The organism is Alloyangia pacifica (assembly GCF_900116195.1).
In the GTDB taxonomy this organism is placed as follows: domain Bacteria; phylum Pseudomonadota; class Alphaproteobacteria; order Rhodobacterales; family Rhodobacteraceae; genus Salipiger; species Salipiger pacificus.
Window position 1 is genome coordinate 165,699 of record NZ_FOZW01000008.1, and the last position, 18,005, is coordinate 183,703.

At 68.4% G+C, this 18,005-nt stretch carries 17 protein-coding genes; 11 read left to right on the forward strand and 6 right to left on the reverse strand.

What is annotated here, in order from left to right:
- Positions 1–208 precede the first annotated feature (208 nt).
- Genes BM397_RS17555 through BM397_RS17570 form a run of 4 tightly spaced genes read left to right on the forward strand, consistent with a single transcriptional unit; the run spans position 209 to position 2,757 of the window.
- Positions 209–922 (forward strand): energy-coupling factor ABC transporter ATP-binding protein, encoded by a 714-nt coding sequence (locus BM397_RS17555; RefSeq protein ID WP_245696136.1) that lies wholly within the window; start codon positions 209–211, stop codon positions 920–922.
- Complete coding sequence (locus tag BM397_RS17560; RefSeq protein ID WP_092427269.1) at positions 897–1,514, forward strand: CbiQ family ECF transporter T component; 618 nt, start codon at positions 897–899, stop codon at positions 1,512–1,514. Before BM397_RS17555 ends, BM397_RS17560 begins: the two co-directional genes overlap by 26 nt.
- A 12-nt stretch (positions 1,515–1,526) precedes the next feature.
- Entirely contained in the window at positions 1,527–2,069 is a 543-nt protein-coding gene (locus tag BM397_RS17565; protein ID WP_092427272.1) for a biotin transporter BioY, read from the forward strand.
- A 7-nt stretch (positions 2,070–2,076) separates the two neighbouring features.
- Entirely contained in the window at positions 2,077–2,757 is a 681-nt protein-coding gene (locus BM397_RS17570; RefSeq protein WP_092427275.1) for a nitroreductase, read from the forward strand.
- On the opposite strand, the gene BM397_RS17575 is transcribed toward BM397_RS17570, so the two are convergent.
- The 5 genes from BM397_RS17575 to BM397_RS17595 all read right to left on the reverse strand — a co-directional run bounded on the left by BM397_RS17575 (position 2,750) and on the right by BM397_RS17595 (position 9,549).
- Positions 2,750–3,850, reverse strand: a complete 1,101-nt coding sequence (locus tag BM397_RS17575) for a thiolase family protein (RefSeq protein ID WP_092427278.1) — start codon at positions 3,848–3,850, stop codon at positions 2,750–2,752. The genes BM397_RS17570 and BM397_RS17575 overlap by 8 nt on opposite strands.
- The gene (locus BM397_RS17580) at positions 3,847–5,001 is read right to left on the reverse strand and encodes an AMP-binding protein (RefSeq protein WP_176806739.1); all 1,155 of its coding nucleotides are present in this window, start codon (positions 4,999–5,001) and stop codon (positions 3,847–3,849) included. The genes BM397_RS17575 and BM397_RS17580 overlap by 4 nt, the downstream gene beginning before the upstream one ends.
- 161 nt (positions 5,002–5,162) lie before the next feature.
- Entirely contained in the window at positions 5,163–7,268 is a 2,106-nt protein-coding gene (locus tag BM397_RS17585; RefSeq protein WP_092427489.1) for an ATP-dependent helicase, read from the reverse strand.
- A 128-nt stretch (positions 7,269–7,396) separates the two neighbouring features.
- Positions 7,397–9,043: a sulfatase-like hydrolase/transferase gene (locus BM397_RS17590; protein ID WP_092427284.1), complete on the reverse strand. Its 1,647-nt coding sequence runs from the start codon at positions 9,041–9,043 to the stop codon at positions 7,397–7,399.
- Positions 9,040–9,549 (reverse strand): MarR family winged helix-turn-helix transcriptional regulator, encoded by a 510-nt coding sequence (locus BM397_RS17595; protein ID WP_176806741.1) that lies wholly within the window; start codon positions 9,547–9,549, stop codon positions 9,040–9,042. The genes BM397_RS17590 and BM397_RS17595 overlap by 4 nt, the downstream gene beginning before the upstream one ends.
- A 141-nt stretch (positions 9,550–9,690) precedes the next feature.
- On the opposite strand from BM397_RS17595, the gene BM397_RS17600 reads away from it, so the two are divergent.
- A complete protein-coding gene (locus BM397_RS17600; RefSeq protein WP_092427287.1) occupies positions 9,691–10,746 on the forward strand; it encodes a TAXI family TRAP transporter solute-binding subunit in 1,056 nt (351 codons plus the stop codon).
- 80 nt (positions 10,747–10,826) lie between these two features.
- Complete coding sequence (locus tag BM397_RS17605; RefSeq protein WP_245696137.1) at positions 10,827–13,127, forward strand: TRAP transporter permease; 2,301 nt, start codon at positions 10,827–10,829, stop codon at positions 13,125–13,127.
- Positions 13,128–13,151: 24 nt separating this feature from the next.
- On the opposite strand, the gene BM397_RS17610 is transcribed toward BM397_RS17605, so the two are convergent.
- Positions 13,152–13,565 (reverse strand): VOC family protein, encoded by a 414-nt coding sequence (locus BM397_RS17610; RefSeq protein WP_092427290.1) that lies wholly within the window; start codon positions 13,563–13,565, stop codon positions 13,152–13,154.
- Positions 13,566–13,987: 422 nt separating this feature from the next.
- Between BM397_RS17610 and BM397_RS17615 the strand changes: the two genes are divergently transcribed.
- The 5 genes from BM397_RS17615 to BM397_RS17635 all read left to right on the forward strand — a co-directional run bounded on the left by BM397_RS17615 (position 13,988) and on the right by BM397_RS17635 (position 17,974).
- Positions 13,988–14,821 carry a transporter substrate-binding domain-containing protein gene (locus BM397_RS17615; RefSeq protein WP_092427293.1) on the forward strand — a complete coding sequence of 278 codons (834 nt, stop codon included), beginning with the start codon at positions 13,988–13,990 and terminating at the stop codon, positions 14,819–14,821.
- Positions 14,822–14,941: 120 nt separating this feature from the next.
- Complete coding sequence (locus BM397_RS17620; RefSeq protein ID WP_092427296.1) at positions 14,942–15,679, forward strand: amino acid ABC transporter ATP-binding protein; 738 nt, start codon at positions 14,942–14,944, stop codon at positions 15,677–15,679.
- Positions 15,676–16,344 carry an amino acid ABC transporter permease gene (locus BM397_RS17625; RefSeq protein ID WP_092427299.1) on the forward strand — a complete coding sequence of 223 codons (669 nt, stop codon included), beginning with the start codon at positions 15,676–15,678 and terminating at the stop codon, positions 16,342–16,344. Before BM397_RS17620 ends, BM397_RS17625 begins: the two co-directional genes overlap by 4 nt.
- Positions 16,345–16,356: 12 nt before the next feature.
- The gene (locus BM397_RS17630; RefSeq protein ID WP_092427302.1) at positions 16,357–17,025 is read left to right on the forward strand and encodes an amino acid ABC transporter permease; all 669 of its coding nucleotides are present in this window, start codon (positions 16,357–16,359) and stop codon (positions 17,023–17,025) included.
- A gap of 22 nt (positions 17,026–17,047) precedes the next feature.
- Positions 17,048–17,974, forward strand: a complete 927-nt coding sequence (locus tag BM397_RS17635; protein ID WP_092427305.1) for an N-carbamoyl-D-amino-acid hydrolase — start codon at positions 17,048–17,050, stop codon at positions 17,972–17,974.
- The last annotated feature ends 31 nt before the right edge of the window (positions 17,975–18,005 follow it).

The following is an 18,005-nucleotide window of genomic DNA, read 5'->3' on the forward strand; positions in this document are numbered from 1 at the left end:
GGATTGAAATGGGCGCCGGATGGACGGGGGACTGCCCCGGGACGGCAATGAAATCGGTCTGTCTATTGGCGTCGAGAGTAGCCGAATACTGCAGCAGGCCCAAGCGACCCACGCCCCCGCCGCCAGCCTCGGACCACGGAAGGGATTGCAACCGGGCCGCTGCGCGTCGTACCCCGAGCCGATATCGGATCGCAGGGGAAGCGCACGGGTGCTGCAGCTCAGGAATGTCTCGGTGAAGCTCGGCGGCGCGCAGGCGCTGCGGCAGGTCTCGCTGACCGCGCAGGAGCGGCGCATCGGCATCGTCGGGCGCAATGGCTCGGGCAAGACCACGCTGGCGCGGGTGATCGCCGGGCTTCAGCCCGCCGACGAGGGCAGCGCCGAGATTGCCGGGCGCGACATGGCGCGCGACCGCAAGGCGGCGCTGCGCGCGGTCGGCATCCTGTTCCAGAACCCCGACCACCAGATCATCTTCCCCACCGTCGAGGAGGAGATCGCCTTCGGCCTGCTGCAGCTGGGACGCAGCCGCGCGGAGACCGCCGCGGAAGTGGCGGAAATCCTGACCCATTTCGGCAAGACCCATTGGGCCACCGCGCCGACCCACGGTCTGTCGCAGGGCCAGAAGCAGCTGGTCTGCCTGATGGCGGTACTGGCGATGCGCCCGTCGCTGATCGTTCTCGACGAGCCCTACTCCGGGCTGGACATTCCCACCCGCATGCAACTGATGCGCTACGTCGACGAGGTCGAGGCGGCGATCCTCCACATCACGCACGACCCCGAGAGCGTGCGCCACTACGACCGGGTGATCTGGATCGACGAGGGCACGATCCGCGCCGACGGCGCGGCGAGCGAGGTGCTCGGACAGTTCGAGGCGCAGATGCGCCTCTGGGGGGGGCGCGATGATCTCTCTGACCTCGCCGGTTGAGACCTGGGCCCACCGGCTGCCGGCGGGCGTCAAGCTCGCGGCGCTCTCGCTGGCCACCATCGGTCTCTTCGCGCTGCAAGATCCCTGGGAGCTTGCGCTCGCCTTCGCAGCCGTGGTGGCGCTGGTGCTGACCGGAGGCTCGAAGTTCGCCGCCGGGGCCGCGCGCAGCCTGCGCATCCTGCTGCCCTTCCTCGCGCTGATCGCGCTCTGGCACGGGGTGACGGGACAGGTGGCCGAGGGCATCGCCGTCGCCCTGCGCCTGCTGGCCGCGCTGACGCTGGCCAATTTCGTCACCATGACCACACGGCTGACCGACATGGTCGCCGTCGCCAGCTGGCTTCTGGCCCCCTTTCGCCGCTTCGGCCTCTCGACCCGCGCGCTGGAACTCTCGGTCGCGCTGGTGGTGCGCTTCACCCCCTCGATCGCCCGCAAGGGCGGTCTGCTGACCGAGGCCTGGCGCGCCCGCTCGGCCCGCCGCGCCGGCTGGCAGGTGGTGATGCCCCTTGCGGCCCTGGCCATTGATGATGCAGAACATGTCGCCGAGGCGCTGCGCGCCCGTGGCGGTCTCGAACCGCCAGACACGACCGGATAGGAGGATCCGCCCTTGGAACGCAATCTCACCCACGTCGCGCTTTTTGCCGCGCTCATCGCCGGGCTCGGGCTGATCCCGAAGTTCACCCTCGCCTTCGGCGTGCCGATCACCGCGCAGACGCTGGGCGTGATGCTCGCCGGCACCGTGCTGGGTGCAAAACGCGGCGCGCTGGCCTGCCTGCTGTTCATCGCGCTGGTGGCGCTCGGCCTGCCGCTGCTGGCGGGCGGTCGTGGCGGTCTCGGCGTCTTCGCCTCGCCGACCGTCGGCTTCCTCGTCGGCTGGCCGGTCGCCGCCTTCGTCACCGGCTTCATCGTCGAGCGCTGGCGCGGCAACCTGGCGCTGGTCTCTTCCATCGCCTCGGTGATTGGCGGCATCCTCGTGCTCTATGTCTTTGGCGTCATCGGCATGTCCGTCACCCTCGGCAAGACCCTCCCCGAGGCGGTGCTGCTGGTCACCGCCTTCATCCCCGGCGACGTGATCAAGGCGGTGCTGGCGGGTCTCATCACCTCGGCGCTGGCGCGCTCGCGCCCGGCCAGCGTGCTGTCGCGCGGCTGATCCCGCGATGAGCGTCACGGCGGCAGAGGAGCTGCTCTTTGCGCGCCGCTCCGCCCGTGCCTTCCTGAAAGACCCCGTGCCGCGCGCCGATCTCGAGCGGATCCTGCGCGCGGCGCGCTCGGCACCGAGCGGCGCCAACCTGCAACCCGGCCGCTTCCACGCGCTGACCGGCGCACCGCTGGACGATCTGAGCGCGGCGCTGCACGGGGCAATCGACGCCGGTCGCCCGCAGGTCGCGCAATACTCCTATTTCCCAAGCCCCATGCCCCCCGAACTGAAGGCCAAGCAGCGCGCTGCAGGCTACGCGCTCTATGCCGCGCTGGGGGTTGAGCGGCGCGACATCGACGGGCGCCGTGCCCAGTTCACCCGCAACTACGGCTTCTTCGACGCCCCGGTCGGCATCGTCGTGACCATTCATCCGGACATGGGCAAGGGCTGCTTCATGGATCTGGGCATGGCGCTGATGGCATTGATGGTCTCGGCGCAGGGCATGGGCTACGCCACCTGCGGTATCGGGGCGCTGGCCAATTACGCCGATGTCGCCCACGCCCAGCTCGGGCTCGGCGCGGAAGAGATGGTGGTCTGCGGCATGGCGCTGGGACGCGCCGATCCCGAAGCGCCGGTCAACACGGTCGAAACCGCCCGCGATCCGCTGGAAGACTTCACCACGCTGCGCGGCTTCAGCTAGACAGCAGCACCGCCGTCCCCAGCCCGCCCGCCGCCGCGATGGTGGCAAGGCCGGTGCCGCCACGCGCCGACAACGCGTGGAACAGACGCACCGCGTTGATCGCGCCCGAGGCCCCCACCGGGTGTCCGCGCGCCAACCCGCCGCCGCCGGGGTTGACGATCCCCGGGTCGATCCCGCCCCCCCGCACGCAGGCGATGGCCTGCACCGCGTAGGCCTCCATCACCTCGGCGACGTTCAGATCCGCCGCGCTCAGCCCCTGCCGCGCCAGCAGGCTGCGGATCGCCGCCACCGGCGCGAGGCCGGGCCGGTCGGGCCGCCCGCCCAGCGTCAGCCCCCCACCCCAGCCAAGCCCGTCCCGCCCGAGCCGCGCCGCCACCCGCTCCGAGACGAGGATGCAGATCGCCGCCCCATCCGCCGCCACGGCGGCGTTGGCGGCGGTGATCGCGCCCGACAGCACCGGTGCCCGCGCCGCCAGCCGCGCCGACAGGACGCGAGTGAAGGCATCGCGCTCCAACCCCGCCAGCGGAACGATCTCGGCGGAGAAGTCGGCGGCCAGCGCCTTGCGGTGGCTCTCGATCGCCCAGGCATCCTGCTCTGCCCGGGCGATGCCGCCCTCGGCCCCCAGCGCCTCGGCGGCGATGTCCATCTCCGGGTCGAGCTCGGGCCAGGGGGTGAAGGGCGGGCGGTCATAGGCGGTGGCGGGGCCGCCGTCAGGATCGGTGCGCAGCCGCAGCGGGCGGCGCGAGTAGGATTCGACCCCGCCCGCCGCCACCACCTCGGCCTGCCCCGAGGCAATCATCGCCGCACCGACGACCAGCGCATCGAGCCCGCCGCAGCACTGCCGGTCAATGGTCAGCCCTGCCACCCGCGCGGGCAAGCCCGCCGCCAGCGCCACCAACCGCGCCGGATTGCCGCCCGCGCCGAGCGCATTGCCCAACACCAATTCCTCCACCTCGCCGGGCTCCAGCCCCGCCGCTGCGAGCGCGGCAGAGAGCACCGGGGCGGCCAGCTGAGGGATCTCCAGTCGCGACAACGCCCCGCCGCGCGGTGCGACGGGCGAGCGCAGGGCCGAGAGGATCCGCACCCCGCTCATGCCTCTGCCTCCAGCCGCCGCGCGATCTCGCGCAGATCCGGCTTGCCCGAGACGGTGAGCGGGAACTCTGCCATGCCGATGACCCGGCGCGGCGCGGCGAGCGGGCCGAAGGCGTGACGGCCAAGTGCGAGCAGCCGCCCACAGGTTTCCGCGTCGAGCTCACCCGCGATCACCGCCACCAGATGCACCCCCCGGCGCGGGTCGGGTCGGGGCAGAACAGCGCAATGGCGCACCGCGGGATCGGAGATCAGCCATCCCTCGATATCCTCGGGAAAGACGTTCTGATCGGCGATGGTCACCATGCGCGAGCGCCGCCCGGCGATACTCAGTAAGCCCTCGGCATCCAGCCGCCCCATCTCGCCCACCGTGAGAAACCCGTCCCGCCAGCGCGTGTCGGCGCTGGAGCCCTCGGCGTAGCCATCGAAAAGATAGGGGCTGCGCACCCAGATTTCGCCGAAGGCCCCCTCGGGCGCGTCGATGCGGATCTCGACGCCGGGATAGGCCCGGCCTACCGCCCCCTCGGGCGTCGCAGCATCGCCCCAGGCGATGAAACTGGTCTCGGCGGCGCCGTAGAATTCGCGCAGCTCGGCGTTCGGGCAGAGCGCCGCCAGTCGCGCCCGCAGCCCCTCCGGCATCCTGCCGCCGCCGCAGAGGATGTGCCGCAGCGAGGGCATCCCCTGCCCCGCCTCGCAGAGCAGGCGCAGCTGGGTGGGCGTGGCGTAGAGCAGCGTCGCCGCCGTCTCGTGCAGCGTCGATGCCTGAGCCCCCGGGCGCTGCTCGCCGAGGCACAGCAGGTCCGCGCCCAGCCAGGCCGCCTCGGCGATGCCGTAGAGCGCCAGCGAATGCTGCGGCGCGCCGAGAACCGCGCAGGTGTCGCGGCGGGTGATCCCGAGCGCCGCGGCATTGACCTCGAAGCTGGCGATCCACGAGCCATGCGTGCGGCGGATCGCCTTGGCGGCGCCGGTGGTTCCCGAAGAACGGCTCTGCAGGATCCCGCGCGCGGCAGCGGGCAGCGGCGTCACCCCTTCGGGGCCGATGGTGAAGCCCGCGCCGCTGGTCAGCGCAGCGCACAGGTCGCGCAGCACCGGGTCACCTGGCGCGGCGCGCAGCAGGCGGCAGTCGGGATGCCAATGGAATACGGCGTTGCTCACCAGGAAAAGCCCCTCCGGATATGCGGCTCCCCCCTTCTCGCCGAAGCCGCCTCGGGACGCAAAGCGCAACTTTCCGAGCCTTCGTCTAGACCCAAATATCCCGGGGGACGCCGCGCGGCGGCGGGGGGCAGAGCCCCCGAAACCGCGCCGCCCCGCCGGATTCAGCCCCACATGTCCCGCATCTGCGCGGCAATATCGATCCGCCCCGGCGCGGGCGCGGCGCCACCACCCTGCGGTGCGGGTGACCAGTGGCTGCTTTCGAAATGCCCGAGCAGTTCGCGCGGGATGAAGCGGGTACGCGTGGCGTAGACGTGCCGGTCGCCTCCGCGGCTCTGCTGGGTGACGTAGAATCGCAGCGGCAGCCCCAGCGTCAGCCGGTCCTTGGCGCGGGTCATCGCGACGTAGAGCAGGCGGCGCTCCTCCTCCAGCTCCGGGCTCGATCCGGTGCCGAGGTCCGAAGGGATGCAGCCGTCGACCGCGTTGAGAAGGTAGACCGATTTCCATTCCTGCCCCTTGGCGGAATGGATGGTCGAGAGGATCAGGTAGTCCTCGTCCTTCAGCGGCACGCCCGAGCGGTCCGATGTGGCATCGGGAGGATCGAGCGTCAGCTCGGTCAGGAAAGCCTCGGCCGAAGGGTAGCCCATGGCGATCTGCTCCAGTTGCAGCAGGTCGTCGCGGCGGGTGTCGGCATCCTCGTGAATGCGGGTGAGATGCGGCTCGTACCAGGCGCGGGCGAGGCCGATGGCGGCGGGCCAAGGCGCGCGGGTGGTCATCGCCGCGACGAAGGCAGGCCAGTCGGCCTCGGCCTTGGCGGGGGGCGCGACGTCGTTCAGCGCCGCGGCGGGATCGGGCGAGAGGTCGAGCGCACCCAGGATATTCGCCGCTGACTTCGGCCCGATGCCGGGGATCAGCTGCAGCACCCGGAATCCCGCCACCCGGTCGCGCGGGTTGCGCGCCAGCCGCAGCACCGACAGCAGGTCTTTCACATGGGCGCTGTCGAGGAACTTCAACCCGCCGAATTTTACGTAGGGCACATTGCGGCGGGTGAGCTCGGCCTCGAGCTGCACCGAGTGGCTGGAGGTGCGGAAGAGCACCGCCTGCTGCTTGAGCGCGGTGCCGGTCTCTCGGTCGGCCAGGATTCGATCCACCATGTAGCGGGCCTGGTCGGCCTCGGTGTTCACCGTCACCAGCTGCGGTTTCTCGGCAGAGGCACGGGTGGTCCAGAGGTTCTTGGTGAAGCGCTCGCGGGCCTGCCCGATCACCGCGTTGGCGGCTTCCAGTATCGGCGCGGTCGAGCGGTAGTTGCGGTCGAGCGTGATGACATCGGCGGGCGGCGCGAAGGCGTCGGGGAAGTCGAGAATGTTGCGGACGGTGGCGGCACGAAAGGCGTAGATCGACTGCGCGTCGTCGCCGACCACCGTGAGGCCCCGCCCGTCCGGCTTCAGCGCCATGAGGATGCGCGCCTGCAGACGGTTGGTGTCCTGATACTCGTCGATCAGCACGTGGTCCCAGGCGCTGCCGATATGGGCGGCGAACTCGGCGTCCGACATGACCTGCGCCCAGGCCAGCAGCAGGTCGTCGTAATCGAGCACGTTCTGCTCCTGCTTGGCGCGCACATAGGCACCGAAGAGCTGTTTCAGCTCTCCTTCCCACATGGCGCACCATGGGAAGTGATCGCGCAGCACCTCGTCCAGCGGCTCGCCGGCGTTGACCGCGCGGGAATAGATCGACAGACAGGTGCCCTTTGCCGGGAAGCGCTTCTCGGTGGCCGAGAACCCCAGCGCATTGCGGCAGAGATTCATCAGGTCGGCGCTGTCCTCGCGATCATGTATCGAGAACTCGGGGTTCAGCCCGATGGCCGGTGCGTGTTCGCGCAGCAGCCGTGCGCCGATGGCGTGGAAGGTGCCGGCCCACGTGAGCGCCTCGGCGACGATCCCGGTGCCCATGGCGCGGGTGGTGATCGTCTCGACCCGGCGGGTCAATTCGCTGGCAGCGCGGCGCGAGAAGGTCATCAGCAGGATGCGCTGCGGGTCGGCGCCGTTCATCAGCAGCTGCGCGACCCGATGCGCCAACGTGCTGGTCTTGCCGGAGCCCGCCCCCGCGATCACCAGCAGCGGCCCGGCCGGCGACGCATCGCCTGGGCTGATGCCGAAGGTAGCGGCGGCGCGCTGGTTGTCGTTCAGCGCCGCGAGAGGGTCCGTCTGCGCCGCGCCCGCGCCCGGCTGGAGATCCGTCGCCGGACCTGTGCTGAGGTCTGCCTGTGTCATCTGCTGCCCGATCCTGCCCTGCGGCATGTTCTGATCGGGCCGAGCATAGCCGAGACGGAACATAATGGGAACGCTGATCTGGCGCGCCGTGGCGTCCCCTACGCGGGACGACGCCGCGAAGTGGCCAGCTAGGGCCGCCCCACCGGCGTCAGGCTGTCGAAAGGCTTGCCGGTCACCTCCTCGTATTCCTTCTCGTCCCAGAAGCCGATGAGGATGCCGGTCTCGGCCGCCTTCTTCTGCCGCGCCAGAACCGTGGGTGTGGCGGTGATCCGCGTGTGGTGCCGGCGGGCCCAGTCGAGCAGCGCCGCCTCCATCCGGGCGCGCACCGCAACGGGGTCTACCGCCTGCGACGCGCCGAGGTCCGTCAACTCGTCCGGGTCGGTCTCCAGATCGAACAGCACCGGCCGATACCCCTCGCAGCGGATGTATTTCCAACGCCCGTCGAAGATCATCACCGTGTGCGCGTCTTCCTGCGGCTGGTTCAGGCTGCGGGCCATGTCGGACCAGTGGTAGTCGTGCTCGCTGATCACGTAGCGGCGCGAGAAGCCCCCGGAGCCGTGCAGGATCGGGGTGAGGTCGCGGCCCTCGATCACATGCGGCTTGGCCTCGCAGCCAATGGCGGCCATGAAGGTCGGCGCGAGGTCGATCATCTCGACCAGCGCATCGGAGACGAGCCCGCGCGTGCCCTCTGCCTCGGGGCGCGGATCGGCGATGATCAACGGCACCTTCACCGCCATCTCGTGGTAGAAATCCTTGTCCCCCATCCAGTGGTCGCCCATGTAGTCGCCGTGATCCGAGGTGAAGGCGATGATGGTATTCTCGCTCATCCCCTGCTCGTCCATCCAGGCGAAGAGCCGCCCGAGGTTGTCGTCGAGCTGCTTGATCAGGCCCATGTAGGCGGGGATCACGTGCTCGCGGACGTGATCGCGCGAGAAGCTCTTGCAGACCCGCGCCTCGTGGTAGGCGCGCAGCAGCGGATGATCGGTCTCGCGTTCAGCCCCGGAGCGGACCGGCGGCAGGATGTGACTCTCGTCGTACATGTCGTGGTAGGGCGCGGGCACGATATAGGGCCAATGCGGCTTAATGTAGGACAGGTGGCACACCCAGGGGCGCCCGTCCGACTGCGCCTCGCGCATGAAGTCCATCGCCCGGTCGGTCATATAGGCGGTTTCCGAGTGCTCCTCGGGGACGTTGGCGGCGAGGCGCGAGTGTTTCAGCAGCCAGGCCGAGAGCAGCTCGCCATCCGCGTCGAGCCCCGAGTTGGCGAAATCCTCCCAGGGGTTTTCAGAGACATAGCCCTGCGCCACGAGGTAATCGTCATAGGCCGACCAGTTCTGTCGCGGGCTGTCGGGGTGCAGCCCGTCGTCGCGCTCGAATGGCTCGAAGCCGCATTCCGAGACCCGGACGCCGATCTCGCTCTCGGGGTCGATCCCCAGCCAGGCCATGCCCTCGGCATCGGCGGTCATATGGGTCTTGCCGACCAGCACCGCGCGGGCACCGACCTCGCGCAGGTGGTCGCCGAGCGTCGGCTCGCCGACCCGCAGCGGCATGCCGTTCCAGGTCGAGCCATGGCTGCGCACGTAGCGCCCGGTGTAGGCGGACATGCGCGACGGGCCGCAGACCGGCGATTGCACGTAGGCATTGGTGAAGCGCACGCCGCGCGCCGCCAGCGCATCGATATGCGGGGTGTGCAGATGCGGGTGGCCGGCGCAGCTGAGATAGTCGAAGCGGAGCTGGTCCGCCATGATCCACAGAACGTTGGGGCGTGTCGTCACTTTGCGCTTTCCTCCTTCAGCACTTGCTCCACCGGCGTGCGCAGGAACTCCTCGAAACGGTCGAGGAACCCCACGAAGACGGCGATCTCCTCCTCCGAGAACACCTCGCGCAGCGCGGCGCGGCGGCGCGCCATCACCGGCGCGGCGCAGTCATAGGCGGCGCGGCCCGCAGGCGCGATCTCGACGATGGTCTGCCGCCCGTCACCGTCGTCCCGCCGCATGGTCACATAGCCCTTGCGGGCCATGGCAGGCAGCGCCCGGCTGAGCAGCGAATGATCCGCCCGCTGGATCGCCGAAAGGTCGCGGATGGTCATCGGACCAACTTCGTGCAGGTCCCATAGGGTGCGCCATTCGACGATCGACAGCCCGCCACCGAGCTGCAGGAACTGCTGCCCCTGCGAGCGCGACGCCGCGTAGACCGCCGGCAGGCGAGAAAAGACATTGTAGCCCTCCCGCGCCCGGCGCGCCGCGATGCGCGCGGCATTTCGTTCGCTCGCCTTGGTCATGACCTGCCTCCCATCGCCCCCGATAAAGCCCGAAGAAATATTACGTGACAAGTCATATAATTTCTGCGAGCGTTCCCCCACGTCCCCGGAAAAAGCGGGGCGTCCGCCTTTGGAGGAGGGCGGCGACCAAAGGGAGGAACCATGCTCAAACAGATGCTTGTGGGCGGCGTTCTGGCGCTTGCGCCGATGCTTGCCTCGGCTCAGGCCACGCTGACCGCCGAAACCACCACCCCCGGCTCGACGCCGCATTACATCGATTCAACCCTCGCCGCGGTGCTCGACAGCGCCGGTGTCGCCACCATGCAGATCACCGAGGGCGCAACGCTGACCAACTCGGTGCTCGCCGTGGCGGAGGGCCGGCTCGACATGACCCCCGCGCCGCTGATCCTGCCGTTCCTGCTGTCGCGGGGCATCGGCCCCTACGCCGGCGTCGGCCCGGAAAAGGGTGCTGAACTGGCCTCCGACATCCGCGCGATCTTCTTCAACGCGGGCTCGGCTCAGGTGCTCGGTTACTTCAACAGCAACCCGGTCGAGGACATCCGTGACATGGCAGGCAAGCGGGTCTGGAACGGCCCGCCGCGCGGCGCGGCGCTGACCTCGGGCCGGGCGATGATCCAGCTGCTGTCGGGCCTCAAGGACGGCGAGGGCTACGAGGGCATCCAGACACCCTGGCCCGACACCGTCTCGACCATCACCGGCGGCGGCGCCGATGTCTGGACCATCCCCGAGGGGCTGCCCTCCGGGCGACAGATCGCCATTGCCGCGGCGGGTGGGATCACCCTCCATGACGTGCCCTCCGACCTGCTCGCCAGCGAGCTCGGGCAGCAGATCGTCGCCGCCCCGGGGCATGCGCCCTACTCGGTGCCGGTCGAGGATTTCCGCGCCGCCTACGCCGGCAATGACATCACCGTGGTGACCGACGACGACACCTTCGACAGCTTCGCCACGGCCTTCGGCCAGATCGTCCCGGCGGGGCTCGACGAAGAGCTCGTCTACCAGATCACCAAGGCCTACCTCGAGGGCGAAGAGCGCTTCATCACCGGCTCGCCGCGCGGTCCGTTTGCCCGGATGAGCTTCGGCGACATCGACGGCGTCAGCCAGGGCGCCTGCGGCGCGGTACAGATCAAGATGCACCCGGGCGCGATCCGTGCCTTCGAAGACGCAGGCCACACGGTGGCGGACTGCCTGCGCCCCTGACTCGCCCCCTGATCGCACCCTGATCCCGTCAACATGGTGGGGCCGCTGCGGTGGCCCGGCCCTCGGAAGGCTCCGGTGACATGACACAGCAAGACATCATCCGTCCGCTGGGCAAGCGGATCGCCCTTGTCCTGGCCGTCATCCTGGTGATCGTCGGCATGATCAACACCATGCCCGAGATCCCCGGCCTGCAGGACTGGGCGCGCGAGATCACCGGGCGGCCGTTCTTCCGGGTCTCGGGCTTTCCGCCGGAGTATTTCTACCCGCCGGTCTTCCTCGTGATGATGCTGATCGTGGCGCTCGACTCCAGCGTCTACCGGGCGTGGAAGTGGGACCGCCCGGGGCTGGCCTGGCTCGGCGCGCTGCTCGACGCGGGGCTGATCCTCGCCGCAGTGCTCGCGGCGGTCGGCTTCCTGGTGGAGATCGACTCGATCTGCCTGATCGACCAGCTGACCGGCGAGCGCGCGCGGCTCATCCAGGAGGCCGCCGAGCGCTCGGCCGGGGTGATCCCCGGCATCTCCTTCGAGGCCGAGGTGCCCGCCTGCCAGGCCCGCTTCGGCATCTGGATCATCCCGCTGCTGTTCACCATCATCACCCTGTTCTTTCTTTACAACGTGCGGGTCTGGGGGCTGCCGCTGGTGGCGGTGGCGAGCGTCGTGGTGCTCTACACCGTGGCCACCGCGCTGATCTGGATGTTCGAGCTGTCGGACAACAGCTTCCTGCTGACCAAGCTCGGGGCCGACGGCGGTGACGTGCGCGCCGCCGCCATCCAGAAGGCCACCAATGTCTTTGTCACCCCCGACGGTTTCATGGGGCGGTTCATGGACATCGTGGTCAATCAGGTCTTCCCCTACGTGGTGCTGGGCGCGCTCTTCGGCACTTCCGCCGGGGGTACCTCGCTGATCAAGCTAGCGGTGCGGATGACCTGCCGGCTGCGCGGCGGCCCGGCGCATGCGGCAATCGTCTCCTCGGCGCTCTTCGGCACGATCACCGGCGGGCCGGTAACCAACGTGCTCTCGACCGGGCGGCTGACCATCCCGATGATGCGGCGCAACGGCTTCTCGCCGCAATTCGCCGGCGGGGTGGAGGCGGCAGCCTCCTCGGGCGGGCAGATCATGCCGCCGGTGATGGGGGTCGCGGCCTTCGTGCTCGTGGCGCTGACCGCGGTGCCCTACACCAAGGTGATCACCGCCGCCTTCCTGCCGGCGCTGGCGTTCTTCTTCTCGATCTTCCTCGCGGTGATGTTCCAGGCCCGCAAGGACCGGATCGAGGCGATGCGCGAGATGCCCGAGGATCTGGTGATGCACCGCCAGGACTGGCTGAACCTGGTGATCATCCTGGTGCCGATCCTCACCATTCTCTTGCTGCTGCTCGGCTCGAAGGACGCGATGGCCGGCAGCATGGCGGCGTCGATCCTGCCGCAATTCGTCACCCAGACCATCACCAACGCCACCGGCGACGCGGTCTCGGCCGGCTGGTGGGCCGTGGCGGTGCTGCTGCCGCTGCTGTTCCTCGATCCCGAGACCCGCGCCAAGCCCTCCAAGGTGCTCCTGTCGCTCGCCGACGGCGGCATCCTGATCTCGCGGCTGTTCCTGCTGCTCTTTGCGGTGTCGATCATCTCGGCCTTCCTCAACGAGAGCGGCCTGACCGGCGAGCTGACCCGTTCCGTGACCACTTGGCTCGAACACGCGCAGGTGCTGCATCTCTTCGGCTTCGAGATCCGCATCGTCGGCGGGGTCTATCTGATGCTGGCGCTGATCTGCGCCATGCTCTGCGCCATCCTGCTCGGCATGGGGATGCCGACGGTGCCCGCCTATGTGAACGTGGCGCTGCTGCTCGGGCCGCTGCTGTCGAGCCTCGGTGTCAGCTTCTTCACCGCGCATATGTTCGTGTTCTACTTCGCCGTGGCCTCGGCGATCACCCCGCCGGTGGCCATCGCTGCCTTTGCCGCCGCTTCGATCACGCGCACCGAACCGATGCGTACCGGCATCGCGGCCGTGCGCGTGGGCATCGTGATGTTCGCCATTCCCTTCGTCTTTGCCTGGTATCCCGAACTGCTGCTGATCGAGGAGGCCGTGACGATCACCGACGACACGGGCCGCCGGGCGCTGATCGAGGGCTACAGTGGGCAGGTCGATATCCCCGCGCTGCTGCTGCTCGGCGCACGGCTGGCGCTGACGCTCTACCTGCTGGCCTCGGCGCTGGCGCGCTTCGACCGCGGTGCGCTGCGCCGCTGGGAGGTGGCACTGCGGCTGGTGGCGGCGGTCCTCGTCCTATGGAAGACCGCCGCGTTGATGGGAGTCGGGTTGGCGCTCGGGCTAGGGCTGATCGCCCTGCATGCCCTGCGCGCCCGTCCCGAACCCGCGCGGAGCCCCGCCTGACGGCGCCGGCCGCGCGGAGCCGCGTCACGCGGCGAAGAGACCGTCGAAGTCCTTGAAGCCCTTGATCTCGATCGGGTTGCCCGAGGGATCGAAGAAGAACATCGTGCGCTGCTCGCCCGGCTCGCCTTCGAAACGAATGACCGGCGGGATGTCAAACTCGATGCCCTTGGCAGCCAGACGGTCGGCCAGCGCCAGCCAGTCGTCGAGCCGCAGCACCGCGCCCATGTGCGGCATCATCACCATGTGCTCGCCGACCTTGCCGGTGCGCGTCACCGGGAAAGGCTCGCCGAGGTGCAGCGAGAGCTGGTGGCCGAAGAAGTCGAAATCGACCCAGGTGTCGGTCGAGCGGCCTTCCTCGCAGCCGAGCACGTCGCCGTAGAAGGCGCGGGTCTCGTCGAGGTCTTTGACGTGGATCGCGAGGTGGAAGAGGGATTTCATGGCAGGCCCCTTGCAGGTTTGAGAAATGGAGTCGGGTTCGAAGAGAGACTCGGGCGCCTCCGGACGGTCCGCCCGGCGCGCGGTGGCTCAGGGATTGCTCATTCAATGAGCATCGTAAAGGGGGGTGCGCAGCGAGCCCTCCTGTCCGACAGGGCCGTCACGCCTTCCGCTGCGGTAGCGGGCGGGGTGACGCAAGGTGGCTCCCAGCCCTTCCAAATCAATGCCTTGACGATCAGGTCGCCGTTCCACGCCAACCGAACTCCGTGCCAAAACCTGTCACAAATATAATCTCTGTTTATAATTATAGTTCCATTATAATCCTGATTTGTATTGCTCCCCGACCGGGCCGGCGGCTTTTAGAAGTCACGTCTCGCATCCTCCCGATGCCAAGAAAACAGACCCAACCAACACGGAGCCACCTCATGACACCCAAGAGCCTTCTTTTCTCCGCCGCGCTCGCAGCGCTTGCCCTTCCGGCCCATGCCGAGGGCTACAAGGTCGCGCTCGACGGCACCTTCGCGCCCCACGCCATGCCCAGCCTCTCGGGCGGGGTCGAGGGCTTCAACGTCGATCTCGCCGCCGCCATCGGCGAGAAGCTCGGCGTCGACATGGAGGTGGTCGCCGCGCAGTTCTCCGGCCTGATCCCGGCACTGCAGGCAGGCACCTACGACTTCCTCGTCGCCCCGACCACCGTCACCGAGGAGCGCGCCTCGAACCTGCTCTTCTCCGAGGGCTTCATGGACACCAACTTCGCCTTCACCGTCCCTGCGGGGACAGAGGCGATGGAAGGTCTCGACGCCTTCAAGGGCAAGACAATCGCGGTCAACAAGGGCTCGGTCTATGAAAGCTTCCTGAACGACAAGGCCGAGGAATACGGCTGGGAAGTGGTCGCCTACGGCACCAACACCGACGCCGTCGAGGCCGTCTCGACCGGCCGCGCCGATGCCAACCTCGCCGGCGCCACCGTCTCGGCATGGGCCGCCAAGCAGAACCCGCGCATCGACCTCAGCTATGAATACCCCACCGGCCTCGTCTGGGCCTTCCCGTTCCGCAAGGACGACGTGGAAACCCGCAACAAGATCGACGCGGTGCTGGAATGCCTGAAGACCGACGGCACGATGGTCGCCCTTTCGGAGAAGTGGTTCGGCGTGACCCCGACCGAGGGCACCACCATCGTCACCCCGACCCCCGGCTACGGCACCCCCGGTTTCGACGGCTACGACGAGACCGCGCACGACGTCTCCTGCGACTTCTGATCCCTGACACTGCTCCCTGAACCTCTCGGACGGGGCGCCCGTCGCCCCGTCCTCCCATCCGAAAGACAGCTCATGCCCGCAGCCCCCTCCGCTTCCGCCGCAAAGGTCCACCTCAGGCCGATGCTCGAGATCAACCAACTCGAGAAGAGTTTCGGCGATACCCAGGTCCTGACCTCGATCGACCTCAGCGTGAAGCCGGGCGAGCTGGTCTTCGTCATCGGCCCCTCGGGCTCGGGCAAATCCACCATGCTCCGCTGCTGCAACCGGCTCGAAGAGCCGACCTCGGGCAGCATCCTTCTGGACGGCGAACATGTCACCGCCTGCCACGGCGCCGCACTCGACAAGATGCGGCTGAAGATCGGCATGGTCTTCCAGGGCTTCCACCTCTACCCGCACAAATCTGTTCTGGCCAATGTCATGCTGGCGCAGGTCAAGGCACTGAAACGCTCCAAGCCCGAGGCCAAGGCCCGCGCTATGGAGATGCTCGAACACGTCGGGCTGGCGCATAAGGCCGATGCCATGCCCTCCGAGCTGTCGGGCGGCCAGCAGCAGCGCGTCGCCATCGCCCGCGCGCTGGCGCTCGATCCCAAGGTCATGCTCTTCGACGAGCCGACCTCGGCGCTCGACCCCGAGCTTGTCGGCTCGGTGCTCAAGGTGATGAAACAGCTGCGCGACGAGGGCATGACCATGGTCGTGGTCAGCCACGAAATGGATTTCGCCCGCGAGGCCGCCGACCGCGTCGTCTTCATGGATGGCGGCGTGGTGGTCGAGGCCGGCACCCCCGAAGAGATCTTCGGCAATCCGAAATCCGAGCGCCTGCGCGCCTTCCTCTCCCGCCTGCACCCGAGCGACGCATGAGGTTCCTCGACACATTCTTCGACGGCGCGGTGATGGCGAAATACCTGCCGGACCTGCTGTCGGCCATCGTCACCACGCTCTGGCTCAGCGCGATCATCGTGGTCGGCGGGCTCGCCCTCGGCCTCGTTCTGGCCTGCCTGCGCACGCTCGGCCGCTGGTACCTGACCCTGCCCATCGTCGCCTTCGCCGACATCGGTCGCGCCCTGCCGCCGCTGGTCGTCATCCTGATCTTCTACTTCGGCCTGCCCGGGCTCGGCATCAACCTGTCGGGACCCATGGTGCTGATCCTCGTGCTCGGCGGCGTGCTTGCCGCCTTCGCCGAGGAGATTTTCTGGGCCGGCCTCACCGCCGTGTCGAAGGGCCAATGGGAGGCGGGCCGCGCCACCGGCCTCAGCTTCGCGCAGACGCTCTTCGAGATCGCCCTGCCGCAGGCCATCCGCATGGGCATCCCGCCGCTGGTGAACCGCGCGCTGGCGATCACCAAGATGACCGCGCTCGGCTCGGTGATCGGGGTGAAGGAAATCCTCGCCGTCTCCTCCTCGGCGCAGAGCTTCTCGGGCTCGGCGACGCCGCTGACCATGGCCGCGCTCGCCTATCTCGCGATCTTCCTGCCGGTGGTCATCCTCTCGCGCCTGCTCGAACGGCGCTACGCCTGGGCCGTGTAAGGGGCACATGACATGAGCAACTTCATCGACCTTTTCTTCAACGTGGGCATCATGGCGCAGGCCTGGCCGCTGCTGCTCAAGGGGCTGATCATCACGCTCGAGCTTTGCGCCGTGGTCATCGGGCTCGGCCTCGTCGGCGGGCTGCTGCTGGCGCTCGGTGCGCTGTCGCCCAGCAAGTGGCTGAAATGGCCGTCGGTCGGCTTCATCGACCTTTTCCGCGCGCTGCCGCCGCTGGTGCTGCTGGTCTTCGTCTTCTCGGGGCTGCCCTTTGCCGGGCTGGAGCTGAGCCCCTTCATGGCCGTGGTCGTCGCCTTCTTCCTCAACAACTCGGCCTATTTCGCCGAGGTCTTCCGGGCAGGCATCCAGTCGGTGCCCAAAGGCCAGACCGAGGCCGCCCGCGCCACCGGTCTGAGCAAGGCGCAGACCCTGACCCACGTGGTCCTGCCGCAGGCCGTGCGCAACGTGCTGCCCGACCTGCTGTCCAACACCGTCGAGGTGGTCAAGCTGACCTCGCTCGCCTCGGTCGTCTCCCTCTCCGAGCTGCTCTACTCGGCCAACATGGCCCGCTCGGTCACCTACAACTCCTCGCCGCTGATCCTCGCGGCGCTGATCTACCTCGCGATCCTCTGGCCGCTCGTCCGCCTGATCTCGCGGTACCAGCGCGGGCTCGCGGTGCACTGAACGTCCCTGAAAGGAAACTCCCATGACGAAGATGATTATCGGCGGCGCCCAGATCGGCGGCATCCAGAAGGACGAGACCCGCGAAGAGGTCGTCGCCCGGATGATCGCGCTGATGGACGAGGCCCACGGCAAGGGCGTGAAGTTCCTCGTCTACCCCGAGATGACGCTGACCACCTTCTTCCCGCGCTTCTACGTCGAGGACCGCGCCGAGTTCGACCACTGGTTCGAGACCCAGATGCCGAACCCCGCCGTGCAGCCGCTCTTCGACAAGGCGAAGGAATACGGCATGGGCTTCACCTTCGGCTACTGCGAGTTGACCCCCGAGGGCGAGCATTTCAACACCTCGATCATCGTCTCCCCCGAGGGCGAGATCGTGCTGACCTACCGCAAGACCCACCTGCCCGGCCACGCCGAGTTCGAACCCGAGCGCACCCACCAGCACCTGGAAAAGCGCTACTTCCTGCCCGGTGACACCGGCTTCGGCGTGGTGAAGAACCAGGACGTGATCATGGGCATGGCGATCTGCAACGACCGCCGCTGGCCGGAAACCTGGCGCGTCCTCGGCCTGCAGGGCGTGCAGCTGGTGACCATCGGCTACAACACCCCGTCGCAGAACAACCTCTCGGCCGAGGAAGGCATCGAGCGGCGCATGTACCACCACGAGCTCTCGGTCTGCGCCGGCGCCTACCAGAACTCGACCTATGCCGTGGCCGTGGCCAAATGCGGCATGGAGGACGGCAACCACATGTTCGCCGGCTCGATCATCGTCGACCCCGACGGCTTCGTCGTGGCAAAGGCGGAAGGCGAAGGCGATGAGCTGATCGTGCACGAGGCGGATTTCGCCAAGTGCGACTTCGGCAAGTCCACCGTGTTCAACTTCTCGGCGCACCGCCGTATCGAGCACTACGGGCTGATCGCCAGCCAGACCGGCGTCAAGGTGCCGGAATAAGACAGACGCGCCGGGGCCCCTGCCCCGGCGT

Coding starts and splice junctions, on each gene's coding strand:
- BM397_RS17635 (WP_092427305.1), top strand. CDS start 17,048: ATGACGAAGATGATTATCGGCGGCGCCCAGATCGGCGGCATCCAGAAG.
- BM397_RS17605 (WP_245696137.1), top strand. CDS start 10,827: ATGACACAGCAAGACATCATCCGTCCGCTGGGCAAGCGGATCGCCCTT.
- BM397_RS17560 (WP_092427269.1), top strand. CDS start 897: ATGATCTCTCTGACCTCGCCGGTTGAGACCTGGGCCCACCGGCTGCCG.
- BM397_RS17595 (WP_176806741.1), bottom strand. CDS start 9,549: ATGACCAAGGCGAGCGAACGAAATGCCGCGCGCATCGCGGCGCGCCGG.
- BM397_RS17600 (WP_092427287.1), top strand. CDS start 9,691: ATGCTCAAACAGATGCTTGTGGGCGGCGTTCTGGCGCTTGCGCCGATG.
- BM397_RS17570 (WP_092427275.1), top strand. CDS start 2,077: ATGAGCGTCACGGCGGCAGAGGAGCTGCTCTTTGCGCGCCGCTCCGCC.
- BM397_RS17575 (WP_092427278.1), bottom strand. CDS start 3,850: ATGAGCGGGGTGCGGATCCTCTCGGCCCTGCGCTCGCCCGTCGCACCG.
- BM397_RS17610 (WP_092427290.1), bottom strand. CDS start 13,565: ATGAAATCCCTCTTCCACCTCGCGATCCACGTCAAAGACCTCGACGAG.
- BM397_RS17630 (WP_092427302.1), top strand. CDS start 16,357: ATGAGCAACTTCATCGACCTTTTCTTCAACGTGGGCATCATGGCGCAG.
- BM397_RS17615 (WP_092427293.1), top strand. CDS start 13,988: ATGACACCCAAGAGCCTTCTTTTCTCCGCCGCGCTCGCAGCGCTTGCC.
- BM397_RS17625 (WP_092427299.1), top strand. CDS start 15,676: ATGAGGTTCCTCGACACATTCTTCGACGGCGCGGTGATGGCGAAATAC.
- BM397_RS17620 (WP_092427296.1), top strand. CDS start 14,942: ATGCTCGAGATCAACCAACTCGAGAAGAGTTTCGGCGATACCCAGGTC.
- BM397_RS17585 (WP_092427489.1), bottom strand. CDS start 7,268: ATGACACAGGCAGACCTCAGCACAGGTCCGGCGACGGATCTCCAGCCG.